Source organism: Agrilactobacillus composti DSM 18527 = JCM 14202, assembly GCF_001436375.1.
Classification (GTDB): Bacteria; Bacillota; Bacilli; order Lactobacillales; family Lactobacillaceae; genus Agrilactobacillus; species Agrilactobacillus composti.
Map to the genome: position 1 here is coordinate 114252 of NZ_AZGA01000070.1, position 12488 is coordinate 126739.

10 protein-coding genes are annotated in these 12488 nt (G+C 45.2%); 5 read left to right on the top strand and 5 right to left on the bottom strand.

The window, feature by feature from the left end:
- Positions 1-22: 22 nt before the first annotated feature.
- Positions 23-565, bottom strand: coding sequence for a dCTP deaminase/dUTPase family protein (locus tag FC83_RS11805; protein WP_035453072.1), 543 nt, complete (start codon positions 563-565; stop codon positions 23-25).
- A gap of 166 nt (positions 566-731) precedes the next feature.
- On the opposite strand from FC83_RS11805, the gene FC83_RS11810 reads away from it, so the two are divergent.
- The 3 genes from FC83_RS11810 to rpiA all read left to right on the top strand — a co-directional run bounded on the left by FC83_RS11810 (position 732) and on the right by rpiA (position 2108).
- Complete coding sequence (locus FC83_RS11810) at positions 732-986, top strand: (4Fe-4S)-binding protein (protein WP_035453070.1); 255 nt, start codon at positions 732-734, stop codon at positions 984-986.
- A 19-nt stretch (positions 987-1005) separates the two neighbouring features.
- The gene (locus FC83_RS11815) at positions 1006-1293 is read left to right on the top strand and encodes a GNAT family N-acetyltransferase (protein ID WP_035453068.1); all 288 of its coding nucleotides are present in this window, start codon (positions 1006-1008) and stop codon (positions 1291-1293) included.
- 128 nt (positions 1294-1421) lie between these two features.
- Positions 1422-2108, top strand: a complete 687-nt coding sequence (gene rpiA / locus FC83_RS11820; protein WP_057002811.1) for a ribose-5-phosphate isomerase RpiA — start codon at positions 1422-1424, stop codon at positions 2106-2108.
- Between the two features lie 105 nt (positions 2109-2213).
- On the opposite strand, the gene FC83_RS11825 is transcribed toward rpiA, so the two are convergent.
- From FC83_RS11825 to FC83_RS11835, 3 genes are all read right to left on the bottom strand, one after another.
- On the bottom strand, positions 2214-4367 hold the full coding sequence (locus FC83_RS11825; protein WP_035453065.1) for a glycosyl hydrolase family 65 domain-containing protein: 2154 nt from the start codon (positions 4365-4367) through the stop codon (positions 2214-2216).
- Between the two features lie 22 nt (positions 4368-4389).
- Entirely contained in the window at positions 4390-6183 is a 1794-nt protein-coding gene (locus tag FC83_RS11830) for a glycoside hydrolase family 13 protein (protein ID WP_035453063.1), read from the bottom strand.
- 134 nt (positions 6184-6317) lie between these two features.
- Positions 6318-7961, bottom strand: a complete 1644-nt coding sequence (locus FC83_RS11835) for a phosphoenolpyruvate carboxykinase (ATP) (RefSeq protein ID WP_035453061.1) — start codon at positions 7959-7961, stop codon at positions 6318-6320.
- Between the two features lie 201 nt (positions 7962-8162).
- On the opposite strand from FC83_RS11835, the gene FC83_RS11840 reads away from it, so the two are divergent.
- A complete protein-coding gene (locus tag FC83_RS11840) occupies positions 8163-9503 on the top strand; it encodes a C1 family peptidase (protein ID WP_035453059.1) in 1341 nt (446 codons plus the stop codon).
- 162 nt (positions 9504-9665) lie between these two features.
- Positions 9666-11714, top strand: a complete 2049-nt coding sequence (locus FC83_RS11845; RefSeq protein WP_057002812.1) for a KUP/HAK/KT family potassium transporter — start codon at positions 9666-9668, stop codon at positions 11712-11714.
- Positions 11715-11765: 51 nt separating this feature from the next.
- On the opposite strand, the gene FC83_RS11850 is transcribed toward FC83_RS11845, so the two are convergent.
- Positions 11766-12443, bottom strand: a complete 678-nt coding sequence (locus FC83_RS11850) for a 2,3-bisphosphoglycerate-dependent phosphoglycerate mutase (protein WP_035453057.1) — start codon at positions 12441-12443, stop codon at positions 11766-11768.
- Positions 12444-12488: the final 45 nt, after the last annotated feature.

Sequence of the window (12488 nt, forward strand, 5' to 3'; positions counted from 1 at the left end):
TCCTTCTTTACTTCAAAATCAGCTAACGGCCAGAAGAACCAAAGCCCCCAAGCCGTGCTTGGCCATCGGCTTGATCATCATCGCTCTTTAAAAATGGCACGAAAATACCTTGCCCTAAGCGCTCGCCTTTTTTAATATGCACAGCACTCACCCCGTAGTTGATGAGCTGAAAATAAATCTCGCCTTCATTATCAGGGTTGTTATAATAATCCGCATCGATCACCCCAATCCCATTGGGCAAAATCAAGCGGCGTTTTAAAGGGCCGCTGGAACGATTAGCTAGGATCAAAACTTCATCGGGCTGCATGTAAGCTTTGATGCCGGTGGGTACTAAAAAGGGCTTTAAGACTTGTTGTGCCGCCGCTGTTTGCGCTGGCGTCAAACCTGCTTTAGCTGTATTTAAAACATGTAATATTTTAATGAAATTAAATTGCCAAATGCTTGGCAGAATAAAATCTTCAGCCGCCTCAATGTCATACCCGGCGGCGTTTTTAGTTTGCCGTTTTGGCAAGTTTAAGTTTTGCTGTTGATAGCGTTCAACGATTTCAAATCCACGTTTTTTCACGAGTAGCCTCCAAAAATATTCTAGAATTAGCATATCATCTTTTTCAGGACAATTCTATCTTATAAAAGCCATTACTTGCCTTTTAATAGTCCCGTAGGTTATATTTGAGACAAGCAATGTATTTATTTTGCTGTGAAGAAAAATGTATGCTAAAGAGGTGTTCAATATGACAGAAAACCAAACTTTTACTGAAGCGCAATTATTAGATCAAGGTTATCGTAAATATACTGGTGAACATGTTGATGTTTTCTTTAATACCAACCTATGCCAGCACTCCGGCAACTGTGTTCGGGGTTTGGCACCGGTGTTTGATTTGCAGCGTAAACCTTGGATTCTAGCCGACAACGCATCTAGTGATGCCGTCACGCGGATCATCAATACTTGTCCTAGTGGCGCACTTCGTTTTATTCGCAAGGATTAATCCTAAGGAGGGCATAACCATGGAATTTGATTACGAACCAGGTCGCTTTTATAAAAATGACGCCAACGGTGATTTACAAGCCGAAGTAACGTTTGAAGTATTCAACGATGAGAAATCCTTTGCTATCAATCATACCTATGTCAACGGTAACTTGCGGGGCCAAGGCATCGCGGCCCAACTGATTAAAGCCGTGGTGGATAAAGCCCGGGCCGAAGACAAGACCATCTTACCATTATGCACCTATGCTAAAGCCGCTTTTCAAAAGAATCCCGAATATCAAGACATTGAATATCGGGTTAGACCTTAAATTATCAGCACAGACTGGGACGCTTCAATGCCCCAGTCTATTTTTATGGCTTATCTGCGTAAAAGCGGTTGACTATGCCTTAACTTTCGATAAACTTAGGGTATAGTCTGCCTAAAGGAGAACATATAATGAAACAGGATGAACTAAAAAAAATGGCCGCAGAAGCTGCCGTTGAATTCGTCGAAGACCACATGATCGTGGGTCTGGGGACGGGTTCAACGGTGATGCACATGGTCACGGCCTTAGCCAAACGGGTCAAAGCTGAAAACTTAACCATCGTCGGCGTCTCAACTTCTCGCCGGACTGAAATTCAAGCTGAAGATCTGGGCATCACCATGAAGAGTATCGATGACGTGGATCATGTGGATCTGACCATTGATGGCGCTGATGAAGTGGATAAAAGCTTTAACGGTATCAAGGGCGGCGGTGCTGCCCATGCCTTTGAGAAAATCGTGGCCACTTCTTCCACCCGCAATCTTTGGATCGTGGATGAAAGCAAGTTGGTGGACAGAATCGGCCGCTTCCCACTGCCCATTGAAGTTATTCCTTATGGCAGTAAAAAGGTTTTTGCCCGCCTAGCCAGTGAAAACCTAAACCCGCAATTCCGTAAAGATGACCAAGGCAATGATGTGATCACCGATTCTGGCAACTTCATCATCGACCTGCACTTAGGGGTAGTGGAACATCCCCACCTATTAGCCAATTGGCTCAGTGAACAAGTTGGCGTGTTAGAACATGGCTTATTCCTAGATACCGTGGACACGGTGATCGTGGGTACCCAAGACGGTCCCAAGATCCTCCATGCCCATAAATAATTTCATCCAATCCCCAAGGCCTAGTGCCTTGTAACCAGCAAAGGGCTGTGACAAAACCAAGGTTTTGATCACGGCCCTTATTTTTACGCCTTTTTGTAAGTGAATTTATTCAATGATGACCCCGTGGCCATCCAGTTGGATTGTCAAGGGAATGCCCTTTAACAGCTGGACTTCAGTGACTTCAGCCGTGACGGTGATTTCTAAAAGCCGGCCTTGGAAGTTGAAATGAAAACTGTAGCGTTGCCAGTCCCGGGGACAAAACGGCCGCAGGGATAACTGGCCATTGGTCACTTGAATCCGGGCCAGGCCATGGACCAAGGTGAGCCAGCTGGCCGCCATGGTATCCAAATGCAGCTGGGCCGGGGCCGTATCATCTAAATCAAACCGTAATTGGCGTTTAAAAATATCCGTGGTGGCAACTTTTTTGTCCAGTTGCGCCGCTAAAATAGCGTGGATGCTTTCTGAGGTTTGTGAGCGATGCAGGGTCAAACTATCATAATAATTATAGTTGGCTAACAGCACTGGCTTGTCAAAATCATCCCCTAGTAACAACAAACCCAGTAAAACTTCAGCTTGTTGCACATAGGGCAGGCGCTGATAGCGGTCTTGAGACAATCCGGCCACCGGCAAAATTGCCGAATAATCATGGTGCAGTTTAGGCCGATAGCTGTCGCTTTGGGGCAACACGGACTCGGCGTCTGGTGCGGGCAATTGTAGATTATCTTTTAAAAGCGCCCACCGTGTTCGCTCTTGGTCCTTGATCTGCAGGGCGGCTAGCTCAGCCTTGGACAATTGCTTGGTCATTTGTAAAACATAATCCAAAGTCCAATGGGCCATGGTATTGATGAACCAATTATTATTACTATTAATTTCAAATTGATTGGGGCCACTGACCGCCAGGAAGGTATAGCGTTTTGCCTCAGGTAAATAATCCACCCGACTGGCATAAAAACGAGCTAGGGCCACCAGAATTTCTAGCCCTTGATGGTGCATAAAGGCCTTATCACTAAAATAATTCATATAGTTGCGCAGGCGATACGCCACCAGGGCACTGGTATAAATACTTTCAGAACCCAGGGGGAAAGCTTGGGGCAAGTTTTTCCCGGCAATTTGGGTCAGGGGGTAAAAAGCACCCTTCAAGCCCAACTCCCCGGCGCGTTTTTGCGCCAAGGGTAATTGTTCATATAAATCTAACATATAGCGATTAGGTTTGAAATCCGTCAATAGTCCTAAAAATGCATTCCCCGCCGCAAAACCGCTGGCCCAAGTCGACCGACCAGCGCCAGTTAGACGACTGGCCCCGTCGGCACTCCACGAATTAAGATTGACTAGTGGCCGATGCATGAACAACTGGGCTAAATTATAGCGGATCCCCTGTTGAGCAGGACGATCCCCCTCGATGACACAATCAGCATTATCCCAAAAATTCCCCCAAGCCGCTTTTTCGGCTGCAACTAACCCACTAAAAGCTTGGCCATTAATTTTAGCCACTTGTTGACTGGCGGTTTGTTGAATTTGGGCCAATTGGGCGGCTGGCCCAGTGGCCACGGCAACCCAGCGGGTGAACGTCACCGCAGCTGTTTTTGTCAAAGTGCCCTGGTAGGTTTGACCAATATGGACAGCATCTTGGGTCAAATCTGCGGTGAATGTGGTATCACTATCTATGGCACTGGCCAACAAAACACTAAAGGCCTGGTCTGATTTTTGCCCTTGCAAATACAATTGGCCCGCGGCATTTTGACCCTTATCCTTCATATCAAAGGCCCCATTGCCCCGCAATTCACAGCTAAGGGTCACTCCAGCTTCACCGGTGATCAAAGCCACTTTGGTTTGAAAAACCCCGCAGTGGCTGTTGACTTGGCTTAAAAAGTACTGGGTTTCAATGCGCAGTTTGGCTTGTGGGTCTTGGTAGGTAAACCCCCTGGTTACCACCCCATTACGCAAATCAAAATCCAGCTTAAAGTCAGATACTTTATCCGGCTGTAGACTGACTGCGGTCTGGTTGACGGTGATAGCCACTGTGCCAAAGTCCGGCAACGCCAATAATTGCGGCTTGGTGTCCACCGGATCCATCCCCAATAACCCATTGGCATAGTTGACAGCCTTGGCTTTTTGGGTAGCGTCTGTCACTAAGAAGTCCCGCCGCGTTAAATAGCCATTGCTGCTGGTGAGCAATTTAGAGCGTAATTGTTGTTTGTCTGGCGCAAAGTCGGTGGTCCTTAAATGCCAGGGATCAATTTCAAAAGTATGCTTCTCCATTATTCACAACCTCAAAACTCAATTATTTTTTCCAACGCTTCAACACCACAAACCCCTCAGGTAACAATTGGGCGGTGCCATCGATATCATCTAAACGGCGACTAAAAATCTCCTGATCGCCATTTTTCAAAGCAATCGTTTGCTTGGTATCGCTGGTATTAAATAAACAAACAAATTCAATGGTCCGGCCCTCCCGGATCAAGGTCAGCATTTGTTCGTTTTCTGGATCAACCCAGACCATGGGCGCTTCTGACAAGAAGTTGGCATATTGGCGCCGCACGGCAATCAAAGCCTTCATAAAGGCCAACATTTCCCCATCTTGTTTGGTTTCATCCCAACACATGGGCCGGCGATTATCTGGGTCTTGGTTCCCCACTAAGCTAATTTCATCCCCATAAAAGATACAAGGCACACCCTTTTGTAAAAAGGTAAACGCCATGGCTGATTTAACCGCGTCCTTATCCCCATTAGCTAAGGTCAAAACCCGCGGTGTGTCATGGGAATCTAAGACATTGAACATCATCTCACTGGTTTGGGCCCGATAGGACATGAGCTGTTGGTTCAAGCCTTCGGTAAAACTGTGATTGTTAATATTATGATATAAGAATTTACGATTGATTAAACCGGTGAATTGATAATTCATGACCCCGGTAAATTCTGAACCATCTAACCAAGGCTCGGAATTATGCCAAACTTCGCCTAAGATATAAAAATCTGGTTTCAGCTGATGACAGGCCTCAGAAAAGGCTCGCCAGAAATGATGATCCACCTCATCGGCCACATCCAAGCGCCAAGCATCGATATCAAATTGCTCGATCCAATACTTTGCCACCGTCAATAAATAATCCTGTACCTCCGGATTGGCAGTATTTAACTTAGGCATGTGGGGGGTAAAGGCAAAAGTAGCATAGTTTAATTTACGGGCCACTTCAAAATCAGCCGTAGCTTCATAACTCACTGGGAATTTGCGAATATGGAACCAATCTTTAAAACGGGACTTTTCCTGATGCCGCAAAACATCTTGCCACTGGACGGACTCATCGCCAATGTGGTTGAACACCGCATCTAGCATCACCCGCATCCCCCGGGCATGGGCTTCATCCACTAATTTTTTAAAAGTCTGCTTATCTCCAAAGTCCGGGTCGATTTCTAAATAATCAATTGTGTCGTATTTATGGTTAGAGGCTGCCTTAAAGATTGGCGTCAAATAAAGGCCATTGATCCCTAAAGCTTGTAAATAATCTAAATGGTCAATGATCCCCTGTAAATCCCCACCGTAATAATCTTGGCGGCCAGGATGGGCTTCGGTGTCCCAGGGCAAGGTACCCGGCCGGTCTAAGGACTTATCACCATTGGCAAAACGCTCTGGAAAAATTTGATACCAGACCGTTTGCTTCACCCATTGGGGGCTTTTGGCCATGTCGATTTGATGGAAATAAGGCAAGCGGAAGTAGTTGGCCATGTTTTGAATCTCACCGCCATTGAAATCCACACAACCCAATTCCCCATAATAGGTTTGGCTGCCATCTAGACCAGTGACGTGAAAGGCATATTGAATCCTAGTAAATTGGGGCCGAAGCTTAATTTCCCAATATTGATGGTTTTGGGTCTCTAAACCCTTATTCATGCGAATGCGGCGATAGTGCCAACCTATGGCGCCGTTTTTCCGGGGACGGTTGTCAAAGGGATCCCCATAATAGAGGGTGACCTGGGCTACATCAGCTTTAGCCGTGCGCATGCGCACAACAAATTCTTTTGGTTTATATAAAAAAGCGTATTCGCTTTCTGTACGATGATACAATGCATCTTTTTTCATAAGCGATCCTCTCTTAGATAGGCCATAAAAAATAAAAAAACAACTTGAAACCTTTATTGAGTTCAATTATAAAGCAAATTGCTGAACTCATAAAGTTATTCAAGTTGTTCATGATTATTGTGGTCTTTTAAGCATTACTTAAGAGTCTTAATGACTTGCGTCAAAAATTGCGTACATTCGTCTGGCAGCGCATGTTTTCTAGTCTCATTATGATGGGTCACATAGGCTAGGCGTTGTTGGAATCGTTGCTGCAATAATTGTTTATATTCTTCCCCATTAGGAATGGGATAGTTGGCGTAAGGCAAATAACTTAAGCCGGGAATATCCAGGAATGGTTTGAACTTCGCTTTTTGATCCACAATGTCTTCCACCGCTCCCAAGGTTAATTCCTTGGGGATATCTTGATCTAAATAAGCACTGGTATTCAAGATATAACATTGGGCATGGCGTTTTTCAAACAAAGCCTTGAAGTCTTGGTAATCTTCAACTAATGGATATAGTCTAAATGGATTGGCATAGGGGATGATCACCACTTGTTGCATCTCGGCAGCAGACACGTTTTCAGCGGTGGAGTGCTTGGTGGCTAAGGTCAGCCCAATGGTGGCCGCGGCCACCGGGTTGGTGACTTGCATCACTGGGGGCAAGGAGTTATCCTTCATGATCCAAAACAGCGCACTAATGGGTTGGGCTTCATAGTCCACCCGATTCTTGGTGATATAGCGGGATTTCACCATCCGCCCGTTCCCATTTCTCAGGTCTTCGGTGACCAGCACCTTTTGGCCATGTTCATTTAAAGTGACCCCATCGTTCATCACGGTCAAACAATAATCTAAGCCGCCCCCAGCCACAGTATAATCGTTGGTTTTATCAAAGTATGCTGGTTCCATGGCCGTGGACGAGCCGTCTGCGCGAGAAATCACGAAGGCGTCATCATGTAACACGGTGATGTCATATTTATTTTGATGTTTGGCCAAGGTCAACGTCGACTTCCCGGAGCCGGACAAGCCATACATGGCAAAAACCGCATCCGCCTGATCTTTAAAATGGAAGCTCTTCAAGCCACCGTGACAGGCGGTATAGCCGTGACGATGGGCGATGGACCAAGCTAGGGTCAACGTCCCCTTCTTCATCTCACCGAAATAACGCATCCCCAAAAGGGCCGCCACGTTATGTTCTCGGTCAAATAATGCGAGACCATCGGGATATTTAGGATCATGATAGTCCGGATCCACATATAAATAAATGTCCGGTTCATCATATTGCTTGCTATTATCATAAATCTGTTGATAAGTTTCATTTAAAAACTGAAAGTTCATGACATACGAATATAAATTATGTTCATACCCCTTGGGAATACAGACGTGAGCTTTGACCATAAAGTTTTTATCCAGCCCCACCAAAACATCACTGCGCCAAAATGGGTGCCGATTGTCTTGATAAATTGCTTCTTGTAAGTCGTTTAACAGGGCTGTGGCATCGGTATCCGTCTCCTCTTGGAGAATCCGCCGCGCCTTAGCGGTCCGGCCCACGATTTTACCATGATTATAAACTAATACCTTCGCATCACTAGGCAAGCCCAGATCATCGGTATGTTTAACCGGCATATCGGTGACGATCGTATCTGGATTTGCTTTAGCCAGTTCATAAATTGCACTGACGTTTTGTAATGGTGTGACATTTTGACCGTAAAATGCCGTTTCAACCATAACTTTCATCCGAGAAAATGCCTTGTTCTTAGCATTGATCGTATCATTATTAAAGTATTGAATCGTACTCATTACAAGAACCACCTTTCCATAATTAACGCTTTCATTTCATACTTATAGAATACCACATTCCCTGGGTAGCAGTTTTGTGAAACACTTCATTTATGGTGACCAAACCCGTTGGACTAATTCAAGATTTTAAGCTAGAATGATGCTTGTTGTTCTATTATTAAAATCGGGTGTTGAACCACCCTACTTTAGGAGGCACTTTTAATGACGCAACCAATCACTAATGAAAATCTTCAAGACTTCACGGATACATTCCATAAGTTACCTAAAAGTGAAGCTTTGGCCCGGACTACCATGAAAAATGGTATCTTGGCCAGCAGTGAATCTATTCAATCCCAAAGCGCAATGGAACCCGTTTTCTCCGTTGAGTTAAACACCGGTACTGTTGCGAACCAAAAACAATCTGGTCGTTGCTGGATGTTTGCTGCGTTAAACACCATGCGTCATCCCTTACAAGACCAATTCAAGTTAAAGGGTTTTGAATTATCCCAAAACTACACCAACTTCTGGGATAAACTAGAAAAATCTAACTACTTTTATGAAAATATCTTAAATACAGCTGGTCTGCCCGTTGAAGACCGCAAAGTTGCTTTCTTATTGGCTACCCCCCAACAAGATGGCGGCCAATGGGATATGTTGTGTGCGTTGATCGAAAAATATGGCATCGTACCAAAATCTGTCATGCCAGAAACTTACAACAGTTCCACTTCCCGGGAATTAAATACGGTCTTGAATACTAAATTACGTAAAGATGCCATCAAATTACGCCAGTTAGTCAACGATGGTGCCGATGACAGCCAAATTGCCGCTACCCGTAAAATCATGGTCGGTGAAGTTTACCGGATCTTGGTCTTTGCCTTGGGCGAACCCGTGAAAGACTTTGATTGGGAATATAAAGATGACGATGGCAATTACCATCAAGACCATGTGACCCCACAAGAATTCTTTACGAAATATGTAGGCTGGAACTTGGCCGATTATGTCTCCATGATCAACTCCCCAACCGCTGACAAGCCTTACAACCACTTATACACCGTGGAAATGTTAGGTAATGTGGTGGGCGGCCGCCAAGTACGTCATATGAACTTAGACATTGATACCTTCAAACAATTAGCCGTGAAACAATTACAAAATGGCGAAACAGTTTGGTTTGGGAGTGATGTGGGTCAAAGCAGTGATCGTAAGGCCGGTATCTTAGATACGGAAATTTATCAATTAGACGATTTGTTTGATGTGGATCTATCCCTAACGAAGGCCCAACGCCTAGACTATAGTGAAAGCCTCATGACCCACGCCATGGTCTTGACTGGTGTGGACTTAGTGGATGGCAAGCCAACTAAATGGAAAGTTGAAAACTCTTGGGGCGATAAAGTCGGTCATAAAGGTTACTTCGTCATGAGTGATGCTTGGTTTGACCAATTTGTTTACCAAGTTGTCATCAACAAAAAATATTTAACAGATGACCAATTAAACGTCATCAACACGGAATATGACCAACCTAAAGTTTTGGCTCCTTGGGATCCAATGGGTGCTTTAGCCCTTTAATAAACTAGCCTTATCAAAACCGTAAATCTGCTCCGACACGACTTGTGTCGCAACGGATTTGCGGTTTTTTTTGACTTGTCAGATTAATTATTTTATGATGGTTCCTGACTTTAGAAGTCATGCTAAAAATCCGTTTACCCAACGTTCTAGGAGATCAAGAAAATGAATAAGTTCACACGTATTAAAACGCCCACCAAAGGCAAGCGGCTTTCCGCAGCTGGCCTGTTAATTGCCCTGGGGGTCGTCTATGGGGACATTGGGACCTCACCGCTTTATGTCATGAAGTCCATCGTTGCCGGAAATGGCGGCATGGGTAAAATCAGTGATGAGTTCATCACCGGTTCAGTGTCATTAATATTCTGGACCTTAGTGATCATTACCACTTTAAAGTACGTCCTCATTGCACTACGGGCCGATAACAACGGTGAAGGTGGTATTTTTGCCTTGTACACTTTGATCCGTAAACGGGCCGCCTGGCTGATCGTCCCGGCCATGGTGGGGGGTGCCTTTTTGCTGGCCGATGGGATGCTGACCCCGTCAGTGACCGTTACCACCGCCATTGAAGGCCTGAAGGGCACCCCTTTAAACGGTAAAATTTTATTACATTCCCAATCAGAAGTTATTTTAGTCACCATCGTGATCCTAACGTTCTTGTTCTTCATTCAACGTTTTGGGACCGAGTCCATTGGTAAGGCCTTTGGACCAATCATGTTCATTTGGTTTGCTTTTATCGGCGGCATCGGCTTGTTTAGTATTGTCAAAGATCCGCTGATCCTAAGAGCCTTAAACCCTTATTATGCCATTAAAATCTTATTCTCCCCGGAAAATAAAGCCGGCATTTTCATCTTAGGTAGTGTTTTCCTAGCCACCACCGGGGCAGAAGCCTTGTATTCGGACATGGGCCATGTGGGTCGGCGCAACATTTATGGCAGTTGGCCCTTCGTTAATCTTTGTCTGGTGTTAAACTATTTTGGCCAAGCCGTTTGGATCCATCAAAATAACGGCACCAATGCTTTTCAACACATCGCCGACTTCAACCCATTTTTTGAAATGATGCCTAGCTTTTTAAAACTCTTCACCATCATCATTGCCACCTTAGCCGCCATCATCGCCTCCCAGGCTTTGATTTCCGGATCTTACACCTTGGTTTCTGAAGGCATTCGCTTGCGTTTGCTCCCCCGCTTACATGTGATCTATCCCACCAACTCCCGGGGGCAGTTGTACATCCCCGTGGTCAATATCATCTTATGGCTGGTGTGCTGTACCATCGTCTACACCTTCCAGACTTCAGAACACATGGAAGCTGCCTATGGCTTAGCCATCACCATGACCATGTTGATGACCACGATTTTACTCTTCGAATTCCTACGCCTGAAAAAAGTGCCCACCATTATCAGTTTGGGTTCTCTATTATTCTTTGGCTCTGTGGAAACCATGTTCTTCATCTCTAGTATCATCAAATTTGCCCACGGTGGCTGGGTCACGGTCTTAATTGGCTTAGTGATTTTAAGCATCATGTTCATTTGGCAGATGGGCGACTACTATCGCTATAACAATATCTACCGGACTGAAGATGTTTCCTTATTAGCTTATAAGAATCAGCTCCATGCCTTGTCCGAAGATACTACCAACCCCTTGTATACCACTAATTTAGTGTATATGACCAAAGTCCATGATGAACGCTACATCAAAAAGACCATTTTGTATTCCATCTTGGACAAACGGCCAAAACGTGCGCAGATTTATTGGTTCGTCACTGTGAATGTCACCGATGATCCTTACAGTGCCGGTTACACTGTGGAGACTTTTGACACGGACTACATGATCAATGTCCAGCTGTACTTAGGGTTTAGAGTGGAGCAAAAAGTCAATATCTTCTTGCGGCAGATCATCAATGACATGATTGCCAAGGGCGAGCTACCCCGCCAGCCGCAACAATATACCACGATCCCTGACCGGGAAGTGGGTGACTTCTCTTTTGTCATGTTACAAGAAGAGCTGTCCCCTGAAACTGAGCTGGGCAGTTACCAAAAGGCCATTATCCAAGCGCGTTTGTTCCTACAAAAAATCACGCTTTCCCCGGCCACTTGGTTTGGCCTGGAATATGCTGATGTGGTCACCGAGCGGGTACCATTGATTTTGGGTAAAGTTCCTATCGTCAAATTAAAACGTTTGAAACAAAAACCTGAAAATAGCAGCGATACCCTTTAAACCCATAAAGCGCCTTAAAACTAGTCTATTCGCTAGTTTTAAGGCGCTTTTTTAGTCGTAAAGGCGTTGTTTATCGCTCAAGGTCATGTCTTTGGCAAAGTCATAAATGATGGCTTCGCCATTTTGAACTTCTACCCCATCAATGTCAGTATCAGAAATCGCTTCGACGTATTTGATCAAAGCCCGCAGGCTACTGCCATGGGCCACCACCAATTGCGCTTCTCCTTGCTTTAGCCGGGGAACGATGTTGGCTTGATAATAGGGTTGTAAGCGTGCTGAGGCCATTTTTAGGCTCTCCCCTCTAGGGATAGCTCGAGGATCTAAATTCGCATAGCGGCGGTCATTATCGGCCTTTTCCAGCAGGGGTGGCACACTGGCATAGCCCCGCCGCCAGCGGGCCACTTGGCGCTTGCCAAATATTTCCCGGGTAATATCTTTATTCAATCCCCGCAAAGCCCCATAGTGGCGTTCATTTAGCCGCCAAGTCTTAAACAGGGGTAAGTCATTTAAGTGTAATTGCTCTAAAACTAAGTAGCTGGTCATGATGGCCCGTTGTAATACCGAAGTATGACAAGCCTTAAAGTCAATGCCTAAAGTAGCCAGCTTCGCCCCAATGGCTTTGGCTTCCTGGCACCCCGTGGTGGTCAGAGGTACATCAGACCACCCGGTGTATACATTATCACGATTCGCGGTACTTTCGCCGTGGCGAATTAAAACCAATTGGGTCATTTTATTCATCCTTTAAATATTAATTAAATGCAAGCCACAGTTGAA